We start from the raw sequence: 24,071 nt of genomic DNA, 5'->3' as shown, positions 1-24,071 counted from the left end.
CTCTAATTTGCAGGAGGAAGCAATGGGCAAGAAAAAATCGGTGGCGTTGATCGTTCTCATTTCCCTGATACTCGCCGTATTATTGGCAATGAGCGTCGCATCGTTTTCGGTTCCGTCCACCGTTAAGAACTACAATTCGCTACTCAGCGTCATCGACCTTGGGTGCGATCTCGGCGGCGGATATCAGACCGTTATGTACCCCGAAGGCGTGATTTCCAAAGAGGAATATCAGTCTTTGGTCGAAGCGGACGAGGCGAGCGCCGAGGACTATACGGCATACAAGGGCGTGTATCTTTCTACGGATATCTACTCGAACAATGAAATTTCCGAAACTTTTCAGTCGGAATTCGACACGGCGCTGAAAATCATTCAGAGAAGATACGAGAACAAAGGCTTTTCCGATTATAAACTCCGCGTACAGGATGACTATACCATTATCGCGGAGATCCCCGATACGGACGAAGACGCGGACAACGTGTTCGAAAAACTCGCGCTTTCGGGCATGCTCACTTTCCGCAGTTCCGCTTCCACCGCCAACTCCCGCAACGTTCTGATGGAGGGCACCTCCGAATATATCAAGAGCGTGGAAGTTTCCGGCAGCGACGAGACCTATTACGTCGTTCTGAACTTCACGAAAGCGGGCCGCAAAGAATTTACCAAGATCACGACCGACCTTGCGGCGTCGTCTTCCTCCGATTCGAGTTCCGGCTCTTCCTCCGGCGCGTCGCTGTACGTTTTCATGGGCACCGAACAGTTGATGAACGTGAGCGTCACCGAAGCGATCGACCAGAACTACGTCGCCATCAGCGGTTTCACCACCCGCTCCACGGCAACTTCCGTATCCGTGGTCCTCGATACCGCGTTGCATGAAAGCGACCGTTTCGATCTTACCTTTACGAATTCGGGCGCCGCGTCCTTTACGGCGACCATGGGCGAACACGCCGCCCTTTATATCGCCATCGCGTTCGGCGTCGCCGTCCTCGCGATGATCGTGGCGTTCCTCATCCGTTACAAGGGGATGGGACTGGCCCACGTGTACGGTTTTCTTTCCTTTGCCGTCATCTATATCCTGTGTATCGCGCTGATAGACGGAATACAGTTGACAATGGGCGGAGTGATCGCTATTCTGCTGGCGTCGGTCATCGCGCTCGCTTGCAACCTCCTCGCATTCAAAAACATTTCCGACGAGTTCTATTCGGGCAAGACGCTGAACGCGGCGGTCAAATCGGGATACAAAAAGAGCCTTGCGTTCACCATCGACATTCATGTGATCCTGCTCATCGCGGCGATCGTGCTGTGGCTCATCTCTGCGTCGGTCGTCAAATTCGCGGCGCTCATATTCCTCATCGGCATCGTGATTTCCGCGCTGACCACGCTTTTACTGACAAGATTCTATCTGTATCTCTTCTTGTCCTCGGCAAAGAATAAGATTGCCTTCTGCAATTTCAAGAGGGAGGAACTCGAAGATGACTAAAAACAATAAATGCCTGTTTATCTCTTTGGCTGTGAGCCTCGTACTCATAATAGTAGGCGTCGTCATGTTCTCGGTGCTCGGCGGCTTTAACGACGACGGCTTTACCAAGGACAAGACCGTCATCACCGTGACGGGCGATCCCATCGTCACCGTGCGCGAAGATTTCCGCAACGATCTGGACGAACTGTGCAAAACGACGCTCGAAGACGCGGGCGCGAAAGTCGGCGGCGGCCGTTATCTGGAAACGACGGACAAGGGGACTTTCGAATACACTTTGAACGGCAGTTACGACGAAGCGACGCTGGAAACGTACGTAAAGGCGCTGGAAACGGCGATCTCCACCCAGAAAGCGGGCGAAACCGATAAGACGTTCGGCGAGACCTCCTTTATCTACGTGGCGCAGCACCGCCAGAACAATCTCGATTATTATAAGTATATGTGGACGTTCGCCATCGCGGCGGCAGTCGTGGTCGTGCTCGCGTTCGCATACTTTGCCATCCGTTTCAATCTCGGCATGGGCATCGCGATGGGCATTGCTGGCGTGCACGACGTTCTGCTCGCGCTTGCGCTCGTTGCGCTCCTTCGCATCCCCGCGGGCGTCGGTATCGCGGCGATCGGGGCGTTCGCTTTGCTGTTCTCGGTATTCTTGAACGGGTTCGTATTCGGCAGAATGCGCCGCGACTTCAAGAGCGACGAATATAAGGAACTTCCCGCAAGAGAGGCCGTGGAGAGATCCGCGAAAGGGAGCCGCAAACCCGTATTCGTGACTGCGATCATCATGCTCGCCGTCATCGTAGTGCTGGGCGTGATCGGCGTCGTCACGGGCTTCGATCTGACTTCGTTCATGCTCTGCGCCTTAGTAGCGGTGCTCGTCAACACCTATTCTTCACTCGTGCTTTCTCCTTCGATCTTCGCCGTTTTCAAAGAAAAATTCGATGCGGCAAAAGCGAAAAAAGCGAAATACAATTTCGATGCGGAGAAGAAAAAGCAAAAAGAAAAGGTTCAAACCGTCGGCGAAGCCAAAAGCGAATCTTAACAACAAAAATAAAAAGGCGGGTTTTATTTCCCGCCTTTTTTTGCATTTCGGCAATCACATAAATTTCCAAAGGACACGCGATGAAACGACTCATACGGGATTACGAATACTCCCAGGAACAACTGAATACCATACGCGGGCTCGCAAACGCGTGCGGACTGAACGAGATCACCGCCAGGATCCTTTATGCGCGGGGCGTGGACACCAAGGAGAAGGCCGAACGCTTTCTCTCGCCTTCGCGCGCGCACTTTCTCTCGCCGTTTCTGATGTCGGGCATGCGCGAACTCAAAGCGCTCATCGACGAAACGATGGCGGCGGGCGGGCATATTCTCGTGTTCGGAGATTACGATGCGGACGGCGTGTGCGCTTCGTCCATACTTCTCAGCGCTCTTTTGGAATACGGCGCCGACGCCTCCGCGTACGTTCCCGAACGCGCGGAAGGGTACGGCATGAAAGAGGAGTCGCTCGCAAGGCTGATAGACGAGCGCAATCCCTCGCTGGTGATCTCCGTGGACTGCGGCATTTCCAACCGCCGCGAAGTTGAATACGTATGTTCCCGCGGCGTGAAGATCGTCGTAACAGATCATCACGAACTTCCCGACGAACTGCCGTCCTGCGTGATCGTCAATCCCAAACTGAAAGACGATTATCCTTACGACAACCTCTGCGGCGCGGGCGTGGCGTTCAAAGTCGCCTGCGCGCTGCTCGGCGAAAAGGCGTATAAACTTTTAGACCTCGCCGCCATCGCGACGGTCGCGGACAGCGTGCCCCTTTTGGGCGAAAACCGCGACATCGTCAGCGAGGGGCTCAAACTCATCAACAAAAAACCGCGGGAGGCGATCTCGCTCCTTGTCGGTTCCAAGGGCGAAACTCTCAGCGCCCAGTCGCTCGCTTTCGTCATCGCGCCGCGCATCAACGCCGCGGGACGCATGGGCGACGCCGGCTGCGCTTTGAGGCTTTTTACGGCGCGTTCCTCGGCGGAAACGTACGAACTCGCGTGCAAACTCAACGAATACAATATCGAGCGTCAGCAGGCCTGTGACGAGGTCTACAAGAGCGCCAAGGAAAAGATCGCCCGCGAGGGTGCGTTCGGCAACGTCATCATGCTGTTCGACGAGGAGTGGAACACGGGGCTGGTCGGCATCGTCGCCGCAAAAATTTGCGAAGAGTTCAACCGTCCCGCCATTCTCTTCGTGCGAAAAGGCGATTTATTGAAGGGCTCTGCCCGTACCGTCGAGGGCATCAACATTTACGAGGCTCTGCGCGCCTGTTCGCAGTATATCGAAGAATTCGGCGGACATTCGCAGGCGGCGGGCGTCAACGTGCGCGCCGAAAATTTCGAAAAACTCAAAGACGCGCTCGGCGCGTATCTGGAAGAAAATTACGGCGAGGAAACGTATATTCCCGCCGTCAGCGTTGCGGAGAAAATCGAGGCGCCCGTGAGCCTGCGGCTCGCCAAGGAATTCGAGCGTCTGGAACCGTTCGGCGTGGGCAATAAAAAACCTCTCTTCTATATCGAGGGGAACAAACTGGAAGTGCGCCGCCTGAAAGCGGGCTCGCCGCACCTCGGCATCCGCTGCGAATATCTCGACCTCGTATGGTTCGGCGGCGAGCGGGCGATGCCCGTGCTCGGCGCGGATATCGGCAAAAAGATCGTCGTGGAATGTTCGGTTTCGAAATTCCGCGGCGCGGAGTACGTGCGCGGCACCGTGCGCGAACTGATCGCAGGCGAGCGCGGCGGCTCGTGCGGGCTGTACGTGTTCCGCAGCAACCTTTTGCGGCTCAAAGAGCCGAAAGTCGGCGTCGGGATCGAAAAAAAGACGGCGGACGAACTTCGCGTTTTCATCGAAGAAAAGCGCAAGTCCTGCCGATACGGGCTGTTGGTGATTTCCTCCGACGGCGCCGCGGACGAATTTGCCGAGAGCCTTCGCGGAATGGAAACGGACATCTTCAATCTCTCCTCGCAAAACGTGGGCAACGCGTATCTCATCGCGCCCGCGGCCGACGCCTCCGTTTCGGGGTATCGCGACGTGGTGTGGCTGGATACGCCCGCGGACTGCAATATCCGCGAACTGGCGGGAAAACGCGTGCTCGTCAACGGGGAAAAATGCGGCTATGACGATATCGCCGCGCTGGAAACGTCGCGTTCGTTTCTCGCGGAATTATACTCCGCGGTCCGCTCGAAAAACCTGCGCGGCGAGAGCAGCGTGGAGGCGGCGCTCGCGTTCGGGGAAGGGTACGACGAGAAACAGACGGTATTCGCGCTGGAAGTATTCGCCGAACTCGGCTTTATTCGGTTCGAAAACAATAAAGTCTGCGTCGCGCGTGGCGTGCGCGCGGAACTTGCCGATTCGACGCTCTATCAAGCCGTTTGCCGCCTGAAAGGAGAATGATATGGACACCGTACTGCAAGTCATTTACGAAAACTACAAAGGCGAAGACAGAGAGGTGCTCGTGCGCGCCTATCACTATGCGGAAGAAGCGCACAGCGGGCAGAAGCGCGCCTCGGGCGAGGCGTATTTCATTCATCCCTGCGCGGTGGCGAAGATCCTCATCGAACTGGGGCTGGACAGCGCGACCGTCGCGGCGGCGTTTCTGCACGACGTGATCGAGGATACGCCCGTGACCGAAGCGGACATCCGCTCCAATTTCGGCGACGAGATCTTAGGGCTGGTCAGCGGCGTCACCAAACTGGATAAGATCGTCTTTAAGTCGAGGGAGGAAGAGGAAGCGGAAAACTTCCGCAAAATTTTCGTGGCGATGGCGAAGGATATCCGCGTCATCATCATCAAACTCGCCGACCGCCTGCACAATATGCGCTCGCTGAATTTCCTTTCCATCGAGCGGCAGAAGAAAATGGCGCAGGAAACGCTGGACGTGTATACGCCGCTCGCGGGCAGGCTGGGTATTTCGCAGATCAAGTGCGAGTTGGAAGATCTGTGCCTGAAATACCTCGACCCCGAGGCGTACGAATATCTGGTGGAAAATATCCACCAAAAACTGTATGAGCGCCACAATTTCGTCGATTTCGTCGTCAAAGAGATCAAAAAGATTTTGGACGAGAGCAAAATAGAGGGCGAAGTGTTCGGACGCCCCAAACATTTTTATTCCATCTATAAAAAGATGAAACAGCAGAACAAGACGCTCGACCAGATCTACGATCTGACCGCGGTGCGCGTCATCGTCAACACCATCGACGAGTGTTACGAAGTGTTCGGAAAGATACACAAGTGCTGGAAACCCATTCCGGGGCGCATCAAGGACTATATCGCGACGCCTAAGCCGAATATGTATCAGTCGCTGCACACGACCGTCGTCACGAACTTCGGACAGCCCTTTGAAATTCAGATCCGCACCTTCGAAATGCACCGTACGGCCGAGTTCGGTATCGCGGCGCATTGGAAATACAAGGAGAAAAAGGGCGAGGATACGGCCTTTACCGAGCGCCTTTCCTGGATCAGGGAAGTGCTCGATTGGGAAGGGGGACTGAAAGATTCCACCGACTTTATGAAGTCGCTGAAAACGGAATTATACAGCACCGAACTACTGGTATTTACGCCCAAGGGCAAAGTCATTTCCCTGCCGCGCGACGCGACGCCCATCGACTTCGCGTACGCCATTCACAGCGAGATCGGCAACCATTGCGTGGGCGCGCGCGTCAACGCGAAAATGGTGCCTTTGAACTCCACGCTGGAAACGGGGGACGTGGTGGAAATACTCACTTCCGCCAATTCCAAAGGCCCGTCGTGGGACTGGCTCAAAATCGTCAGATCCAGCAGCGCGCGCGCAAAAATAAAGCAGTTCTTCAAGCGGGAAATGAAGGACGAAAATATCAAACTCGGCAAGTCCATGCTCGAAGCCGAGGCGAAACACCGCGGCTACGTTTTGAGCGAAATTCTGACCGAAGAGAGTTTCGCAAAACTTTCCGAGCGTTTTTCCTTTTTCTCGCAGGACGAGATGTTCGCCTCCGTCGGCTACGGCGCGATCACCGTCAATCAGATCCTTTACAAACTCATCGACTTTTATAAAAAGGAAGTGCCCAAACCCATTGTCAGCAAGAGTTCGGAAAAACCCGATTCGAGCGGCGTGATCGTCAAGGGCATGAGCGGGCTTTTGACGCGCTTTGCGGGCTGCTGCACGCCCGTGCCGGGCGACGAGATCGTGGGCTTCGTATCGCGCGGCCGCGGCGTCGTGGTGCACCGCGCGGACTGCCCCAACCTGAAAAGCCTGGAAACGGAAGGGGGGCGCATTCTGCCCGCCGAATGGACTGCGGGAAGTTCCGGAAGGTTCGTCGCCAGTATCGTCATTACGGCAAAGGATCAGGGCGTGGCGCTCTCCGTTCTCACCGCCGTCGTCAGCGATCTGCACCTCGTCATCACCAACGTAAATTCGCGTTTCGATAAGAATAAAGAGGCGATCATTGAAGCGAGCGTGCGCCTGAACGGCAAAGAGGACATCGACGCGCTTATCCGCAAAATCGGCGCTGATGAGCGCATAATCAGCGTTTATCGCACCGCATCCAAGGGATAATCGCATTAAATCAAGTACTATGCGTGACATAATTCGCGTTTTTTGAGGTTTTGAATATGAAGATCTATACCAAACCCGCAGGCCCGATGGGCGCAAACACGTATCTTTTGACCGAAGACGACAAGACCGCGGTCGCGATCGACTGCGGCGGCGAAGAGGTGTGGGACTACGCCCTTTCCAAGGGGCTGAAAATCGAATACGTGCTGTTGACGCACGGGCATTTCGATCACATCGCGGGCTGTCCCGCGCTCGCCGCAAAGGGCGTGAAGATCGGCGCGGCGAAAAGCGAACTTCCGCTCTTGCAATCGAAAGCAAATCTCGCTTTTGAATTCGGCGCGGCTTCGCCCGAATTTCCCGTTTCCTTTACCTTTGAGGACGGCGACGCGCTCTCCCTTTGCGGCATGGAAATTTCCGTCATCGCAACGCCGGGGCATACAGCGGGCGGCGTCTGCTTTCTGTCGGGCGAAAATCTCTTTACGGGCGACACCCTGTTTTTCGAGAGCGTCGGCCGTACGGACTTTCCCACGGGCAACGCGGCGCAACTGATCCGCAGCATAAAAGAAAAACTTTTCACCCTTTCGGGCGATCGCCGCGTATTCCCCGGTCACGAGGAAGAAACCACGCTTGCGCACGAAAAACAATACAATTCTCTTATCCGATAAAGCCATGCTGAACACCAATGCGGAATTTTTGAAAAACGAACTGACGGACGTTGCGCGCCTTTTCGATGGGGGCTTGCAGGCGGATATTTTTCATAACTTTCTCTACGCCGAAAACCACTTTATCAACACCGTGATCATAGACGGCAAAGAATACGATTTTACCGAAACGTACGCGCCCGCGAACGAACTTGAATTCAAACGTTACGCAAAGCGTTTCGCAAAACTCGCGCTCTACGAGGTGCTCTCCGCTGTTTACGGGAAAAAGATGCCGTGGGGCTCTCTGACGGGGATCCGTCCCACGAAACTCGCCTACGCCGAACGGGAGGCGGGGCGCGATTTTCGCGCGCTCTTTGAAAAGTTCGGCGTTTCCGAGGAAAATATTTCGATCGTCGAGGATATCCTCTGCGAACAGGAGGGCATCTATCAAAAACGCGAGGGCGACGCGGATCTGTACGTGGGCATCCCGTTCTGCCCATCCAAGTGCACGTACTGTTCTTTCATCACCGCCGATATCCGCGCCACCGAAAAATTTCTGCCCGATTATCTGCGCGCGCTCGAAAGAGAGATCGCTGCGTGCAGAGAATTTCCGCTGCGCTATAAGAGCGCTTACGTGGGCGGGGGAACGCCTCTCGTGCTTTCTGTAAAGGAACTGGAACCGATTTTGAAAGCCGTCCGCGCGCTCGTTCCTTCGGACGTCGAATTTACCGTGGAAGCGGGGCGCCCCGACGTTTTCGGCGAAGAAAAACTTTCCCTTTTAAAAGATTACGGCGTCACGCGCATCTGCGTCAATCCGCAGAGTTTCAACGACAGGACGCTCGCCGCCATCGGCCGCAGGCACACCGCGGCGGACATTTACCGCGCCTATGAGATGAGTACGAAATTCGGGTTTCTCGTCAACTTCGATCTCATTGCGGGACTTACGGGCGAAACGCTCGCGGAATTTTCGTACAGCATCGACGAGGCCGTGCGCCTTTCCCCCGAAAATATCACCGTGCACACGCTGTGCCTGAAAAAGGGCGCCAAACTCAAAGAGAGCGAGTCGCGGCTGGAAGTGGAGGACATCGGCAACATGATCGCATATTCCCGCGAAAAGTTGTACGGGGCGGGATATCTTCCTTACTATCTGTACCGACAGAAATATATGGCGGGAAACTGCGAAAATACGGGCTGGTGCAGAAAGGGGACGGAATGCGTCTACAACGTGGATATCATGGAAGAGATCACCGATAACGTTGCGTGCGGCGCAAACGCCGTGAGTAAAAAGGTGATATTCGGCGAAGGCCGCATCGAACGGTACGGCGCGCCCAAAGATCTGAAAACGTATATCGGCAAGACGGACGCGATTCTCGAAGAAAAGCGTAAATTATACCTTTAAACAGTTTACATTCCGAGCGGAATATGGTAAAATTATCACGATGCGCATACAAAGCCGTGCGGTTCTCCTCGCCGGACTTTGTATCGCGTGAATAAAAATCCATGGAGGATAAACAAGAATGGATAAGGAAAAAAAGACAAGCATCATCAACGAGTACAAGAGACACGACGGCGACACGGGGTCTTCCGAAGTGCAGATCGCGCTTCTGACGGAGCGTATCAACCACCTCAACGGGCATTTGAAGGCGAATCCGCAGGATAACCATTCCCGCCGCGGCCTTTTGAAAATGGTCGGACAGAGACGCGGACTTTTGGACTACATCAAATCCAAGGACATCGAAAGATACAGAGAGATCGTTGCCCGTTTGGATCTGAGAAAATAAGTAATAATAAGGGCGGGGCAGGTGCTCGGCCCTTTTATCAAGTAATGGGGATGTTTCGGTGTCCTCGCAAAGAACAATCAAGGAGAGTAAAATGACACAGAATTTCAAAGTATTCGAAACCGAGATCGGCGGAAGAAAAGTACTCGTCGAAACGGGCAAATACGCGGAACAGGCTAACGGTTCGTGCGTGGTCCGCTGCGGCGATACGGTCGTGATGGTCAACGTGACGATGTCCGAAACGCCCAGAGAGGGCATGGACTTCTTCCCTTTGCAGGTCGATTTCGAAGAGAAAATGTATGCGGTAGGCAAAATTCCCGGCGGTTTCAAAAAACGCGAAGGCAGAGCGAGCGATAAAGGCATCCTGATTTCCCGCCTGATCGACCGTCCCATCCGCCCTCTGTTCCCCAAGGGGCTGTATAACGACGTGGTGGTCATCGCCACCGCGCTTTCCGTCGATACGAACGTTCCTCCCGAGCCGTTCGCTATGCTCGGAAGTTCCATCGCTCTGAGCATTTCGGATATTCCCTGGGCGGGCCCTACGGGTTCCGTGCAGGTAGGGCTCGTAGACGGCGAATTCGTCATCAATCCCGACAACGCGCAGCGCGAGAAGAGCACCCTTTCCCTCGGGCTTTCGGGCACCAAGGACGCCATCATGATGGTCGAAGCGGGCGCGAAAGAGATCTCCGACGAAGAGATGGTCGGCGCGATCCTGTTCGGTCACGAAGAGATCAAAAAACAGTGCGCGTTCATTGAAAAAATTCAGAAAGAGATCGGCAAACCCAAGCGTGAAATGAACCTGTACCACGTTCCCGAAGATCTGGACGCGGCGGTGCGCGAATACGCTTCCGCTAAATTGGACAAGGCTCTGGAGGAGTACGACCGTCAGGCGCGCGAAGAAAAACAGAACGAAGTGGAGGCCGACGTGCTGGCGCATTTTGCCGACGTGTACGGCGACAAGACCCGCGAGATCAAGGACAGCCTCTATTATCTGACCAAAGAAAAAGTGCGCGCCAAGATCCTGGAAAAGGGCATCCGTCCCGACGGGCGCTCGCTCAAAGAGATCCGCAAGATCTGGTGCGAGCACGGCGTTCTTCCCAGAGTGCACGGCACGGGCGTGTTTACCAGAGGTCAGACGCAGGTTTTGACCACCTGCACGCTCGGCACGCTGAGCGAGGTGCAGAAACTCGACGGCCTGGACGACGAAGTTTCCAAGCGCTATATGCACCAGTATAATTTCCCCGGATATTCCACGGGCGAAGCGAAAGGCCTGAGAAGCCCCGGCCGCAGAGAGATCGGCCACGGCGCTCTTGCCGAGCGCGCGCTCGAACCCGTCATTCCGAACGAAGTCGAATTCCCGTACGCCATCCGCATGGTGTCCGAGGTCATGAGTTCCAACGGCTCCACCTCGCAGGCGAGCGTCTGCGGTTCCACGCTGGCGCTGATGGATGCGGGCGTTCCCATCAAAGCGCCCGTCGCGGGCTGCGCCATGGGGCTGATCAAAGACCCCGAAAGCGGCAAAGTCGCCATCATGACCGATATCCAGGGACTGGAAGATTTCCTCGGCGACATGGATTTCAAGGTTGCGGGTACGGAAAAGGGCATCACCGCCATTCAGATGGATATCAAGATCAAAGGCATCGACGAAAATATTTTGCGCACGGCGATCAAACAGGCGAACGAGGGCAGAAAGTTCATTCTCGGCAAAATGCTCGAAGTTCTGCCCGAACCCAAAAAGGAACTTTCCAAGTACGCGCCCAAGATCATTTCCTTTAACATCGATCCCGAAAAGATACGCGAAGTCATCGGCAGCGGCGGCAAAGTCATCAACAAGATCATCGAGGAGACCAACGTCAAGATCGATATCGACGACGACGGCAAAGTCTGTATCGCGACCTACGGCGAAAATACCGACAACGCGGAGCGCGCCAAAGCGATCATTCTTTCCATCGCGCGAGATCCCGAAGTGGGCGATATGTTCATCGGTTCGGTCGTCCGCGTGCTTTCCAAAGTGGGCGCGTTCGTCGAACTCGCTCCCGGAAAGGACGGTATGGTCCACATTTCCAAGATGAGCGACAAGCGCATCAACCAGGTGGAAGACGTTCTGAATATCGGCGATATGGTGAAAGTCGAGATCATCAAGATCGGCGAAAAGGGCATCGATCTGAAACTTCTGGAAAAAATCGAAGCGTAAATAAAAAAAGGCTTCCTGCATTGCAGGAAGCCTTTTTAAATCCGAACGCCTTCCAATTGCAGAAGGCGTATTTTTTTATCGGTCCCGCCTGCGTATCCCGTCAGGCTTCCGTCGCTGCCGAGCACGCGGTGGCAGGGTACGATGACGGATATCGGATTGTGCCCCACGGCGCCGCCTACCGCTTGTGCGGACATATGCGAAAGTCCCGTTTCCGCGGCGATCTGCGCGGCGATCGCGCCGTAGGTCGTCGTTTTCCCGTAGGGGATCGCAAGCAAAATTTCCCAAACCCTTTGACGGAAGGGGGAACCCGAAAGAGAGAGGGGCGGCGTAAAATCGGGTTTTTTTCCCGAAAAATACATATCAAGCCATGCGTCCGTACATTCGAATACGGACAAAAATTTTTCTTCGTGTTCTTTTTCCAGCGTGCGGCCGAAATACTTTTGTCCGTCGAACCAGAGCCCCGTGAGATTTTGCCCGTCGCTTGCCGTCGTGATCGCGCCCAGGGGCGACGAATACTTATGTGTGTACTGCATTTTCCTCCTTGATTTTACAGTTCTTCGTGATGACTGCGATATCCCAAACCGTAAACGTCCTGCGCGGCGCTCACGATCATAAAGGCTTCGGGATCTTCGTCGCGCACGATGTCGCGCAGGTTAGGGTAGAGATGCTTTTTGACGACGCACATGATGATCTGTTTGTTCTTGCTCGTATAGGCGCCCACTCCTTCGACGTAGGTCACGCCTATCTCCAATTCGGATAAAATGCGCGCAGTGATCTTTTCGGGATTGTCGCTGACGATATAGATAAACTTTGCGCCGTTGCCGCCGTAGACGATGCGATCCATCAATACGCTGTACACGATGACGCTGACGCAGGCGTACAGGCCGAATTCAAGGTTCTTGAATACGATGGCGGTAATGCCCGCGATGAGAAAATCCGCGATGAGGAAGATCGAACCGACGCCCAGATAGCGATATTTTTTATGAATGAGCATGACGACGATATCCAGTCCGCCCGTCGTGCCCTTGAAACGGAACACGGTTCCGATGCCGAGCGCGGACAGAATGCCGCCGAAGATCGCTGCCAAAAACAGATCGTTTGTGAGGGGCACGATGCCGAACTTCGTGCCGAGAAAGGTGATCAGATCGGTCGCGAGTGATAAGACGACGGTCGCGTAGACCGTAGAAAACAGAAAATCTTTTCCGAACACGATGAGACCGATGATCAAAAGCGGAATATTCAGGATCAAAATCAGAAGACCCGTGCTCACGGGAATAAATTTATTGAGGATGATGGCGATACCCGAAATGCCGCCCGTGGAAATGTTGTTCGGGTTGAGAAAGAGTGCGATGCCCGCCGCCAGGCATAGGCATCCGATCGTGATGGCGACGTAACGCACGACGCCTTTGATAATTTTCTGTCTGTCGATCATATTATCTCCTTTCAGCGAAATCCATTATAACACGGATTTTTGCAAATGTAAAGGGACTATAAACTATAAAAAAACACGGCGCATTGATTGTAAAATTCCGCCGGATGTGGTATAATAGAAAAAGTTGCTTATAAGGAAGAAAAACATTGAATTTTAACGAACTGAAACTCGACGGCAGGATCTTGAAAGCCGTCAAAGCGGCGGGGTACGAAACGCCTTCGCCCATACAGGAAAAGGCGATACCGCCCGCGCTCGACGGCCGCGACGTATTGGGCTGCGCCCAGACGGGGACGGGAAAGACGGCGGCGTTCGCTTTGCCCATTCTCAATAACTTAAACGGGAAACCGCAAAACCGTATCCGCGCGCTCGTTCTCACGCCCACGCGCGAACTGGCATTGCAGATCGAGGAGTCTTTTCAGACTTACGGAAAATATCTGCCGTACCGCTGCGGCGTGGTGATGGGCGGCGTTTCCCAGCAAAAACAGATAGAACTTTTGAAAAGGGGCGTAGACGTGCTCGTCGCCACCCCCGGGCGGCTTCTGGATCTGCATGCGCAGGGGCTCGCCGACTTAAGCGGACTGGAATTTTTCGTGCTCGACGAGGCGGACAGAATGCTGGATATGGGCTTTATTCACGACGTGAAAAAAGTGATCGCGCTTCTCCCGCGCCGTCGTCAGACCATGTTTTTTACCGCCACGCTGCCGCCCGAAATCGTAAAACTTGCAAAATCGTTGCTCGTCAATCCCGTCGATGTGGCAGTCACGCCCGTTTCTTCCACGGTGGAACTGACGGAACAACTGGTCTATTTTACAGATAAGGCGAGCAAGATAGATCTTCTCGTTTCTCTTCTGCAAAACGGCGCGATCGCGGGCTCCACGCTCGTCTTTACGCGCACGAAATACGGTGCGGACAAACTATGCCGCAAACTCAAAGCCGCAAAGATCGAGGCGCTCGCCATTCACGGCGACAAATCGCAGGGCGCGCGGCAGAACGCGCTCGACAGTTTCAAAAGGGGAAAGATCCGCGTGCTCGTCGCCACCGATATCGCGGCGCGAGGCATCGACATCGAGGATCTGCCCTCCGTCGTCAATTTCGAACTTCCGAACATTCCCGAGACCTACGTGCACAGGATCGGCCGTACGGGGCGCGCGGGTAAGCGCGGCACCGCGGTGTCGCTTTGCGATTTCGACGAGAAGGAATACCTTGCCGATATCGAAAAACTCATCGGCAAAAAATTGAAAGTCGTCGAAGAAAACGAATTTCCCATGACCGTATTCGTCAACTCGCCGCCGAAAGTACCGCAGCCGCGGCCTTCCCGCCGCGGACAGGCGCAGCAAAGGTAAAAGGCTCCCGAACGGTGTATTTCATAGGGAATTAAAAAAGGATTTGATATTTAATCAAATCCTTTTTCTTGTATAACGAAACCCGAAGAATAAAAAAACGAAAAACTTTTCTATATCCCCGCGCGCTTGCTTTACAAATGCGGGCAAATCGTATATAATAAAAGTAAGCCTACGCTAACGATGGGGGTAAAAATGATTAAATATCGAGAATCGGAAGAAATGTATCTCGAAACGATACTGATATTAAAACAAAAAAGCGCGAACGTCCACGCGATAAATGTCGCCGACGAACTTGGATATTCCCGTCCGTCCGTTTCGCGCGGCGTAAATCTGCTTGTCAAGAAAGGGTATATTGTTGTAGGACAAGGCGGCGAACTGCAATTTACCGCAGCGGGAAAAGCGAAAGCGGAGAATATCTACGACCGTCATTGCGTGATTACGAAATTGCTCGAAAAGATCGGCGTCGAAAAGGAACTCGCGGAAGAAAACGCGTGCCGTATAGAACACGTCATATCTCCCGAATTGTTTGAAGCGATCAAAAAATTCGTTAAAAATGGTTAGCGGCTGCTAACTTTTGCTTGACAAAAAATTACGTTTGGTATAATATATATTGCGGAGTAAGAAATTGCTCCGCAATTTTTTGTCAGTCGGTTAGCAACGACTTACGAGCATTCGCCTTGAAAGGCATTATTTTTTGAGTTGAAGTTAGCATATTCTAACTAAAATGCGAGGAGTAAGAAAAAAGATGACGGCATCCGAATTAAGATATTTAGCGGCGATAAACGATTTGGACGATCAAGGAAAAGGAGCGAGGATGGCGGCTATGTCACAAAAACTCAACGTATCCAAAGTAAGCGTATATAGGGCGATAGAAAGACTGATCGCAAGCGGATATGTCGGGCAGAACGGCAAACGGGTTTTACTTACCGATAAGGGAAGAAAGGAAGTTACCGATTATTTGTCGGTGGTTGAATTTATAGGCGAGAAGTTAATAAAGTACTGCAATACGCCGAAAGAATTAGCGTTCGACGAAGCAATAGGCGCGGCTTGTTCGCTCGGCGGCGAGAGCAGAAGCGGAGTATTGGCGTATGTAAAATCGAAAACGGCGGAGTGATATGGATAAAGAACTGAAAGCGATGGAAAAAGAAAAAAAACTTATTCCCGTGATGATAAAGAAATATTGTAAAGGCAAGCATAAGCAAGAGCGTAAGGCGCAAGGCGTAAAACGCGATGAAGTTTGCGCCGAATGCAGAGAACTGAACGACTATGCGTTATTCCGATTGGAAAAGTGTCCGTTTAAGGCAAACAAAAAATTTTGCTCGTTTTGCAAGATACATTGTTATAAACCCGATATGCGCGAAAAAATAAAAGCGGTAATGAAATATTCGGGACCGCGTATGCTGTTTTCTCACCCCGTATTTGCTTTCTCTCACGCCGCGCAGATGATAAAGTACAAAAAGCAACTGAAAAAGGAGAGTAAAAGTAATGTTTGAACGGGCCTATCGAGGTAGAAGGGATGAAGTGCGGAAGATAACGTAAAACGCGAAGAAATCGTACAGGCAATTTCCGCGAAGGATTATATCGTCGGATGAATGGACTGCAACCCTCATGAAAAATGCGGGTTTTGGGGAGAAAGAAATGATAGACAAGGAATTATTCAAACTCATAGGTAAGAATAAAAAATACATATTCATTGCCGTTTTGCTGCAGGTTATAGGTTTGATCGCCAACGTAGGAATTACGGCAAGCATCTGTTGGGCGATATATCTTGCATTTACGAGATCCGAGTCCGTTATGTATTCGTATCCGGCAATTTGTGCATTGATAGGAATTATCGTCCGTTATATAATGACAAGGTTGACGGGAGATATGAAAGACGTTCTCGGGCGTAAAGTCAAAAAGGATTTGCGCGAACGTACTTACAATAAGATAGTAAAACTCGGCGTTCGTTCTACGGACAGAATGAGTATGGCAGGACTGACGCAAGTGAGTATGGAGGGCGTGGAGCAACTCGATTTGTACTATTCGAGTTACTTGCCGCAATTCTTTTTCGCTATGCTTGCGCCCGTTATTTTGTTTCTGATTTGTGTGTGGATAGATTGGCGAACCGCTCTTGTTCTCTTGGTTTGCGTTCCGCTCATTCCCGTTTCGATCGTAGCCGTAAGCAAATACGCCAAAAAAATATTTGCAAAGTATTGGGGCAAGTACACGTCGATGGGCGACAAGTTTCTTGACAGCGTGCAGGGCTTAAAGGAATTAAAGATATTCAAAGCGGACGCGAAGCAGCACGAGAAGATGAACGAGAGCGCGGAGGAGTTTCGCAAAATCACGATGAAAGTTCTCGTAATGCAACTTGCCAGTACAACCATAATGGACTTGGTCGCATACGGCGGTGCGGGTGCGGGAATCGCGCTTGCGATCTGCGGTACGGCGTTTTGGGGACTCGCCCCCGTTTACGCACTGTTCTTATGCCTTGTCGCGGTAGAGTTTTTTTTACCGCTTCGCGCGTTCGGTTCGGCGTTCCACGTTGCGATGAACGGAGTAAGTGCGGGCAAAAAAATCATATCGTTACTTAACACGCCCGATCCCGTATGGGGAACGCAAGAAGTGAACAGTACATCGATCGAACTCAATGGCGTTACGTTTTCATACGACGGCACGCGCGACGTGCTTAAAAACGTGTCTATGACATTCCCCGAAAAGGGAATGACCGCTATCGTCGGCGAGAGCGGTTGCGGAAAAAGTACGGTGGTCAATATGCTTGTCGGAGCGTTCAGACCGAAAAGCGGGAATATAACCATAGGCGGCGTTCCGCTCGAGAACCTGTCGCGCGAAAGTTACTATTCGCGCCTTGCATCGGTAAGTTATAACACCTATATATTTAATCAGACCGTGCGCGAAAATTTTTTACTTGCGAAAAAATCGGCAACCGACGATGAGATTTACGCCGCGCTCCGCTCGGTCAATCTTGCGGAGTTTATACGCGAGAACGGCGGACTCGATAAAGTTATTACGGAGGACGCAAACAATATATCGGGCGGACAAAAACAACGGCTTGCGCTTGCGGTCAATCTTGTCGCAGACAAAGATATCTATATTTTCGACGAAGCGACGAGCAATATCGACGTGGAAAGCGAAGCAATCATTATGCGGAACATAAAAGCGTTGTCGGATGATAAGAACGTTATCGTTATATCCCACCGTCTTGCAAACGTCATGCCTGCCGATAATATTTACTTTATGGAAAACGGCGAAATTAAAGAGAGCGGGGAACATACCGCGCTTATCAGAGATAAGCATGGTTATGAGAAACTGTTTAACGCACAGAAACAGTTGGAGGAGGGCTACGCATTATGAAAGGGCGGAAGCAAAAGTTACGCAGAAGCGGCGCGAAAATAATGGCAAGCCTGATACTCTTGCTCGGAAGCCTTGCGTATATAATGATTTTGGCAGTCATAAACGGCAGTATCGGATTTATCTGCGCTATGGGCGTTACGGTGTTCGGCGCGGTAGGCGTGGCGAAAGCGCTCGGAGAAACGATTGCGCTGTCATACGGTTGGATAATAGGACTTGCCGTAGGTTGCGGACTGTTGCGCGGACTGTTGCGGTACTTTGAGCAGTACAGCAATCATTTTATCGCGTTCAAACTGCTGGCGGTTTTGCGTGATAAAATATTCGGCGCATTGCGCACGCTGTGTCCCGCGAAACTCGAAAGCAAACAGAAGGGCAGTATCATAGCGATGATAACGTCTGACATCGAAACTATCGAAGTGTTTTACGCGCATACGATATCGCCCATTTGTATAGCGATACTTGTTTCAACGGCGGTTTTCCTGTTCGTCGGTTTCGTTTTATCGTGGTATCTCGCGTTCCTGGCGGTTGCAGGTTACTTAATGATAGGGATTGCCGTTCCGATAATTTCTTCGGGCAGACTGAAAGAGAGCGGCGTAAAATACCGTGCGGAGTTCGCTTCGTTCAATGCTTACTTCCTTGACAGTGTCAAAGGTATTAAAGACATCGTGCTGAATAACGCAGGCAAGGAGCGCGAACAAGAGGTAAACCGCCGTAGCGAACTATTGCTGAAAGAAACAAAAAAGATGAAGCATAACAGCACGCGTGCATCGGCGGCAACCGAACTTACGGTATCGCTGTTTATTATTGCAACGCTTATCGCGGGTATCGTTCTCGTTCGGTTCGATATGCTGACGATAGGGAAAATGATTATCGCCGTGGTTGCGGTGTTCGGCAGTTTCGGCCCCGTCATCGCAATATCGGCGTTGCCCGGAAATCTTACCCAAACTTTTGCAAGCGGCGACAGAATATTGAATTTGCTTGCCGAAGAACCTGCCGTAACGGAAGTCAAAAACGGTGAAAATATCGAATACGAAAAATTGAACGTAACCGGCTTGTCGTTCTCTTACGACGGGCAAACGCAAGTATTGAAAGATATTAAAATGCACGCCGAAAAGGGCGAGATTATCGGGATCGTAGGCGAGAGCGGATGCGGAAAATCTACGTTCTTAAAATTGCTTTTGAGATTTTGGCAAAAGGAAAAAGGCGAGATCGCGTATAACGGGATCGACATTGACCGTATCGACTCGGATAACCTTTTAGACAACGTAACAATGGTAAGTCAGACGACCTATTTATTCGACGAAACGATAGAAGAAAACTTACGGATTGCAAAGCCTGACGCAAGCCGGGAAGAACTCGAATCGGCTTGCCGTCTGGCATCAATACACGACTTTATTATGACGTTGCCAAACGGCTACAAAACGCAAGTAGGTGCGCTCGGCGATAATCTTTCGGCGGGCGAAAAACAGCGCATAGGGCTTGCGAGAGCGTTTCTGAAAGGAAGCGATCTGATACTTTTGGACGAACCGACGAGCAACGTGGACAGCATCAACGAGGGTATTATTTTAAAAGCGCTCAAAGAGCAAAAGAGTAAAAAAAGCATTATACTCGTTTCTCACCGTGAAAGCACTATGGCGATTGCCGACAGGATTTACCGTGCCGATAACGGACAAATGCAAGAGGTAAAAGTATGACACCGAGAGAAAAAGCAATCATCGAACTCGTGCGGCTGTCGGAAGAAGAACAGCGCGGCGCTGACTTTATCGCACAGGAAGAAGCGGCAACGGGAAAACCGAAAAACAAAATTTTTCAAAAATATATGATAAAGGACGTCGTATTCCTTGCGATCATAACGTGTTGCACGCTCGTTACGGGCGCGATTATGCCGCTTTTGGTCAATGTGCCGCTGTTCGGTATAATACAGTTGGGACTCGGATTACAGTTTTCGCTGTTTCCCGTTATAGGAATGATGAAAGTTAAAAAGCCGTTCGCTCTTTTATTGCAATCGGCGTTCATCTCGATATTTCTTGTATTTATGTTCCCGCCCATGGTACTATTGATTGCCTGTGCGTTCGTGGCGGAACTATTCACGCTTTTAGTTTTTCGCGGCTATAAAAACGATTGGGCGTGTGTGTTTGCGGGAACGTTGTATATGCCGTTGACATTGCCGTTAATGTATATGTACTACAATGTATTCTATACTGTAAGCGGCGATGAAAAAGCCGCCGTATCTATATTTATAGGCGGCGGCAACGTCGGTCTTATCGTGGGTATATCTTTTGCCGTGCTTGCGGTTTGTTTTGTAGGTTCGGTGATCGGAATGGTGATCGCGCGTGAGTTGAAGAAAGCGGGGAAGTTGAAGTAATGGCGTTTTTTAAATACAAAAGCAATTTATATCCGTTATTCGCGATAGCGTCCGCGCTTCTCATTATGATATTCGGACTCATTATGGCGAAAACAGTTGCGTGTTCGTATTTTCTGATCGGCGCATTCGTATGGCTGCTATTATTCGGATGCTGCAGGCAGGCGATAAAAACATTGCCGTTGTTTGTGATCATCGGCGGCGCGTTCGCGTTGATCGCGTATTATTCGTCGGGGCAAAATCCCGGTTCCGCGCTTGCGATGGCTAACCGTTTCGGCGCGGTGTTTCTTGCTCTCGTTCCGGGAATGAGTATTCAGGCGGTGGCAATGACGAGGAATTTGTCGCAGTTACATATGCCGCGCGGCATAACGCTCGGTATGCTCATAACGATGTCGTTCATTCCAGTGCTTCGCGGCGAGATAAAGCGCGTGCGCGAAGCAATGAAAACGAGGGGCGCGGGCAGTATCTTAAATCCGAAAATCTTTTACCGCGCGTTCCTCATTCCGCTTGTAACGAGGCTCGTCGATATATCCGATACGCTTGCGCTTTCGATAGAAACGCGCGGCTTTACGCTCGGCAAGTGCAAATATACCGTTTATAAGAAAGAAGTTGTCAACGTGTTCGATGTTCTGTATCTGCTCGGACTGATCGCGGGGGTGGTGCTTGTATGTATGCTATAAAAGCAATCGAATTTAAGAAAGTCAATTTTTCGTATGAAGGTTTTGACGATAAAGTTTTATCGGACGTGGACTTTTACGCCTGTTACGGCGAAGTCGCGTTACTTTCCGGTTTGTCTGGCGAAGGGAAAAGCACGCTCATATCGATTGCAACGAGTATTATTCCCAATATCGTCAAGGGCAAAATCACAGGCGAAGTTCTGATCGACGGCTATCCGATAGAAGGACAGAAATTAGCGGCTGTCTGCCGTAAAGTAGGTGTGGTATTGCAGAACGCCGATAATCAGATCATCCATAAAATCGTAGAGGACGAAATCGCGTTCGGGTGTGAAAACTTCGCTCTTGCGCAGGAAAAAATAGGCGCGCAGATAGACAGGGTTTGCACGATCATGGAAATAGATAAAACCTTGCCCACGCGCACGTTGTCGGGCGGACAGAAACAGCGGCTGATCACGGCTTCCGCATTTGCGTCCGGCCAGAAAATCCTTTTACTCGACGAGCCGCTTGCAAATCTCGACGTTGAGAGCGCAAAACTTTTAATGGATACATTGCGCAGGCTTGCGGGCGCGGGGTATGCCGTTGTGGTGGCGGAACACAGGCTCGATATGGTGTTGCCGTTTGTCGATTCCGTATGGAATATCTGCGCGGGCAATGTTACGAAAATAGAGAATAAACAGGAATATCTGCTTTCGCAGACGGTAAAAATCGAAGATAACGCGGCTGAACACGAAAGAGGGCGCGAGATTTTCAAACTCGATCACGTCGCGTTTTCGGTAAAGAAAAAAGAAATACTCAAAGACATAGACTTGAATATTTACGAGGACGAAAGATTGTTGCTTCTCGGCGAGAACGGTTGCGGAAAAACTACGCTTTTGCGGCTTATCGCAAGGCTGTATAAACCGACCAAAGGATACATAGAACAATCGCTCGATCCCAAATTCGGCAAAAGCAGGGCAAGCAAGAAATGGTTTAACAGTATAGGCGTGGTCTATCAAAACCCAAACTATCAACTGTTTATGCCGACAGTAGAAAAAGAAATCTCGTTTAACGCCGTAAATAAAGAGTATGCGGACGAAATGATTGCTCTGTTTAACCTGGAGCACTTAAGAAAACGGCATCCGCAATCGCTTTCCGAAGGGCAGAAACGCAGAGTTTCGATAGCGGCGGTTGCGGCGGGCGATCCGAAAGTTCTTTTGTTGGACGAACCGACAGTAGGACAGGACTATAAAGGCTTATGCGAACTCGTAAAGATCTTGGACGAATTGCACGACAGGAGCGGCAATACAATGATCACGATTACCCACGATATGCGGTGCGCGGAAGCTTTGTGCGACAGGGCGGTACTCATTGCGGACGGCGTTATTAAAAAACAGGGCGGCAAAGAACTCGCATACGAATACTTTTTTGATAGAAACATATATAATATCGAATAATGCTGTCAGCATGATTTCGGTATAAAGGCAAGGTGGCATAGCTTTTCGCTATGCCACCTTGCTAAGTGATTTCATGATCCCTTAGACAAACGTCCTTTCGGGAGCCTTTTTTTCATTACATTTTTCGAAACGCCGATTTGGGCTGCGAGCAGATGGGGCAGCGCCAGTCGTCGGGCAGATCCTCGAAGGGAATGTTGCCTTCGTACACGTGGCCGCATACGGAGCAGACGTATTTTCCCTCGTCGGGCGATTCTTTGATATAGGTAGGAGCGTTTTTGCCCGTTTTGCCTTTGAGTACTTTATGGTAATAAGCATACGTCATGGGGGTGTTCTCCGAAGTCACGTCCGCGCCGATCACCTCGCCCAGAAAGACCGTATGCGTGGGAGAATCCATCGTATCGACGACTTTGCAGCAGATATACGCGCAACTGTCGGAAACGACGGGCAGCGAATTTTTCACCGCATATGCGGTTTCCGCGAATTTATCGCGATCGCGCGAAGATTGAAAGCCGAAACGTCCGATGATTTCGGGACTGCTGTTTTCGGAGAGGATAGAGAGGGCGAAATGGCCGCAGTCGGCTATACATTTGTTCGTATAATTGTCCTTATTGACGCTGACCATTACGGTCGCGGGCGACGCCGTGATCTGCGCCGCGCAGTTGGCGGTGCAGCCGACGGGTCTGCCGTTATCCCAAGAGGTAACGATGTACACGCCGTAAGACATGGCGTGGAATGCTTTTTCGTTCATATGATCTCCCGATGACGAATGTTCTTTTTAATAGTTTTCCGCTCTCAACTGAAAATATGCCTGCGGATGCGCGCATACGGGGCACACGTCGGGCGCTTTTTTGCCGATGACGATATGCCCGCAGTTGGAGCACTGCCAGACGGCGTCGCCGTCCTTGCTGAATACCAGGTCGTTTTTCACGTTGGATAAAAGTTTCAGATATCTTTCCTCGTGCTCTTTTTCGATCTTGGCGACCTGTTCGAAGAGGAACGCGATATCGTCAAAGCCTTCTTCCTTCGCTTCTTTTGCGAAAGTCGCGTACATATCCGTCCATTCGTAATTTTCGCCCGCGGCTGCGTCCGCAAGGTTGGCGGCGGTGTCGGGCATGCCGCCGTGCAGTAGTTTGAACCAGATCTTCGCATGTTCTTTCTCGTTGTTCGCCGTCTCTTCGAAAAGATTCGCTATCTGCACGTAGCCTTCCTTTTTCGCCTTGCTTGCGTAGTAGGTATACTTGTTTCTCGCCTGTGATTCGCCTGCGAACGCCGCCTGCAAGTTTGCTTCCGTCTTTGTGCCTTTCAGATTTTTAGCCATAGTGAAATTACCTCCGATTTTTATTTTTTATTTTTGCAATCGGGACAAATCCCGATAAACTCGATGATGTGATCCTGCGCCTCGAATCCGTGCGTGTCGCCGAGCGTTTCTTCGAGGTGATCCAAAGTTGCCATGGGCGCGTCGAAAATGCGGCCGCAGGCTCTGCAGCGCATATGATAGTGCTTGGGCGTGTTGAAATCGTAACGGTCGGGCCCTTCGCTCAGTTTCACGCGCCGTATCATGCCCTGATCCGCCATAAGATTTAAATTTCTGTACACCGTCGCCTTGCTGATATTCGGATGTTCGGCGGAAATTTTCGCGAAAATTTCGTCGGCGTTCGGATGGTCGCGCATCGAGCGCACGGTATCCAGAATGATTTGTTTTTGAATCGTGTTTCTCATAACCTTTTTCTTATTAGGAATTATTCTTATTTAATATTATATACCTTTTTAAATATTTGTCAAGAACTTTTTCGAAATATTTTTGAAAATATTGACAAAAA

The 24,071-nt window shown here is 51.4% G+C and carries 22 protein-coding genes; 17 read left to right on the top strand and 5 right to left on the bottom strand.

Annotated elements, in window-relative coordinates; all coding sequences use genetic code 11:
* The first annotated feature begins 22 nt into the window (after nt 1-22).
* From ESZ91_RS09690 to ESZ91_RS09655, 8 genes are all read left to right on the top strand, one after another.
* The gene (locus ESZ91_RS09690; protein WP_161971133.1) at nt 23-1,474 is read left to right on the top strand and encodes a preprotein translocase subunit SecD family protein; all 1,452 of its coding nucleotides are present in this window, start codon (nt 23-25) and stop codon (nt 1,472-1,474) included.
* Nucleotides 1,467-2,510, top strand: a complete 1,044-nt coding sequence (locus ESZ91_RS09685) for a hypothetical protein (RefSeq protein WP_129226700.1) — start codon at nt 1,467-1,469, stop codon at nt 2,508-2,510. The genes ESZ91_RS09690 and ESZ91_RS09685 overlap by 8 nt, the downstream gene beginning before the upstream one ends.
* A gap of 80 nt (nt 2,511-2,590) precedes the next feature.
* Entirely contained in the window at nt 2,591-4,903 is a 2,313-nt protein-coding gene (gene recJ / locus ESZ91_RS09680) for a single-stranded-DNA-specific exonuclease RecJ (RefSeq protein WP_129226698.1), read from the top strand.
* Between the two features lies 1 nt (nt 4,904).
* Complete coding sequence (locus tag ESZ91_RS09675; protein WP_129226696.1) at nt 4,905-7,040, top strand: RelA/SpoT family protein; 2,136 nt, start codon at nt 4,905-4,907, stop codon at nt 7,038-7,040.
* Nucleotides 7,041-7,096: 56 nt separating this feature from the next.
* Nucleotides 7,097-7,702 carry an MBL fold metallo-hydrolase gene (locus ESZ91_RS09670; protein WP_129226694.1) on the top strand — a complete coding sequence of 202 codons (606 nt, stop codon included), beginning with the start codon at nt 7,097-7,099 and terminating at the stop codon, nt 7,700-7,702.
* The gene (hemZ, locus tag ESZ91_RS09665; protein WP_161971132.1) at nt 7,665-9,077 is read left to right on the top strand and encodes a coproporphyrinogen dehydrogenase HemZ; all 1,413 of its coding nucleotides are present in this window, start codon (nt 7,665-7,667) and stop codon (nt 9,075-9,077) included. The genes ESZ91_RS09670 and hemZ overlap by 38 nt, the downstream gene beginning before the upstream one ends.
* A gap of 118 nt (nt 9,078-9,195) precedes the next feature.
* A complete protein-coding gene (gene rpsO, locus ESZ91_RS09660) occupies nt 9,196-9,459 on the top strand; it encodes a 30S ribosomal protein S15 (protein WP_129226690.1) in 264 nt (87 codons plus the stop codon).
* A gap of 91 nt (nt 9,460-9,550) precedes the next feature.
* Nucleotides 9,551-11,650, top strand: a complete 2,100-nt coding sequence (locus ESZ91_RS09655) for a polyribonucleotide nucleotidyltransferase (protein ID WP_129226688.1) — start codon at nt 9,551-9,553, stop codon at nt 11,648-11,650.
* A gap of 35 nt (nt 11,651-11,685) precedes the next feature.
* Here ESZ91_RS09655 and ESZ91_RS09650 read toward each other — a convergent pair whose 3' ends face one another.
* Together ESZ91_RS09650 and ESZ91_RS09645 are read right to left on the bottom strand one after the other, a co-directional pair.
* Nucleotides 11,686-12,183, bottom strand: a complete 498-nt coding sequence (locus tag ESZ91_RS09650; protein ID WP_129226686.1) for a methylated-DNA--[protein]-cysteine S-methyltransferase — start codon at nt 12,181-12,183, stop codon at nt 11,686-11,688.
* 14 nt (nt 12,184-12,197) lie between these two features.
* A complete protein-coding gene (locus tag ESZ91_RS09645; protein ID WP_129226684.1) occupies nt 12,198-13,082 on the bottom strand; it encodes a YitT family protein in 885 nt (294 codons plus the stop codon).
* A gap of 146 nt (nt 13,083-13,228) precedes the next feature.
* Between ESZ91_RS09645 and ESZ91_RS09640 the strand changes: the two genes are divergently transcribed.
* The 9 genes from ESZ91_RS09640 (at nt 13,229) to ESZ91_RS09600 (ending at nt 22,251) form a co-directional block, all read left to right on the top strand.
* Nucleotides 13,229-14,425, top strand: coding sequence for a DEAD/DEAH box helicase (locus tag ESZ91_RS09640; RefSeq protein ID WP_129226682.1), 1,197 nt, complete (start codon nt 13,229-13,231; stop codon nt 14,423-14,425).
* A gap of 192 nt (nt 14,426-14,617) precedes the next feature.
* Nucleotides 14,618-14,986 (top strand): metal-dependent transcriptional regulator, encoded by a 369-nt coding sequence (locus ESZ91_RS09635; protein WP_201270896.1) that lies wholly within the window; start codon nt 14,618-14,620, stop codon nt 14,984-14,986.
* A gap of 163 nt (nt 14,987-15,149) precedes the next feature.
* The gene (locus ESZ91_RS09630) at nt 15,150-15,539 is read left to right on the top strand and encodes a helix-turn-helix domain-containing protein (RefSeq protein WP_129226680.1); all 390 of its coding nucleotides are present in this window, start codon (nt 15,150-15,152) and stop codon (nt 15,537-15,539) included.
* 1 nt (nt 15,540) lies between these two features.
* On the top strand, nt 15,541-15,918 hold the full coding sequence (locus ESZ91_RS09625) for a nitrous oxide-stimulated promoter family protein (protein WP_129226678.1): 378 nt from the start codon (nt 15,541-15,543) through the stop codon (nt 15,916-15,918).
* A 115-nt stretch (nt 15,919-16,033) separates the two neighbouring features.
* Nucleotides 16,034-17,782: an ABC transporter ATP-binding protein/permease gene (locus ESZ91_RS09620; protein WP_129226676.1), complete on the top strand. Its 1,749-nt coding sequence runs from the start codon at nt 16,034-16,036 to the stop codon at nt 17,780-17,782.
* Entirely contained in the window at nt 17,779-19,473 is a 1,695-nt protein-coding gene (locus ESZ91_RS09615) for an amino acid ABC transporter ATP-binding/permease protein (protein WP_129226672.1), read from the top strand. Before ESZ91_RS09620 ends, ESZ91_RS09615 begins: the two co-directional genes overlap by 4 nt.
* Complete coding sequence (locus ESZ91_RS09610) at nt 19,470-20,144, top strand: hypothetical protein (protein ID WP_129226670.1); 675 nt, start codon at nt 19,470-19,472, stop codon at nt 20,142-20,144. Before ESZ91_RS09615 ends, ESZ91_RS09610 begins: the two co-directional genes overlap by 4 nt.
* Complete coding sequence (locus ESZ91_RS09605) at nt 20,144-20,821, top strand: energy-coupling factor transporter transmembrane component T (protein ID WP_129226668.1); 678 nt, start codon at nt 20,144-20,146, stop codon at nt 20,819-20,821. Before ESZ91_RS09610 ends, ESZ91_RS09605 begins: the two co-directional genes overlap by 1 nt.
* Nucleotides 20,809-22,251: an ABC transporter ATP-binding protein gene (locus tag ESZ91_RS09600; RefSeq protein ID WP_129226666.1), complete on the top strand. Its 1,443-nt coding sequence runs from the start codon at nt 20,809-20,811 to the stop codon at nt 22,249-22,251. Before ESZ91_RS09605 ends, ESZ91_RS09600 begins: the two co-directional genes overlap by 13 nt.
* A gap of 115 nt (nt 22,252-22,366) precedes the next feature.
* Here ESZ91_RS09600 and ESZ91_RS09595 read toward each other — a convergent pair whose 3' ends face one another.
* From ESZ91_RS09595 to ESZ91_RS09585, 3 genes are read right to left on the bottom strand one after another with little or no spacing between them, the layout of a single operon-like run.
* Nucleotides 22,367-22,999 (bottom strand): flavin reductase, encoded by a 633-nt coding sequence (locus ESZ91_RS09595; protein WP_129226664.1) that lies wholly within the window; start codon nt 22,997-22,999, stop codon nt 22,367-22,369.
* A gap of 27 nt (nt 23,000-23,026) precedes the next feature.
* A complete protein-coding gene (rbr, locus tag ESZ91_RS09590; protein ID WP_129226662.1) occupies nt 23,027-23,569 on the bottom strand; it encodes a rubrerythrin in 543 nt (180 codons plus the stop codon).
* 20 nt (nt 23,570-23,589) lie between these two features.
* The gene (locus ESZ91_RS09585; protein WP_129226660.1) at nt 23,590-23,970 is read right to left on the bottom strand and encodes a Fur family transcriptional regulator; all 381 of its coding nucleotides are present in this window, start codon (nt 23,968-23,970) and stop codon (nt 23,590-23,592) included.
* Nucleotides 23,971-24,071 lie beyond the last annotated feature (101 nt).

The organism is Candidatus Borkfalkia ceftriaxoniphila, assembly GCF_004134775.1.
Taxonomy (GTDB): Bacteria; Bacillota; Clostridia; order Christensenellales; family Borkfalkiaceae; genus Borkfalkia; species Borkfalkia ceftriaxoniphila.
Note: the sequence above shows the minus strand (reverse complement) of the source record. Positions and strands in the feature narration are given on the sequence as shown.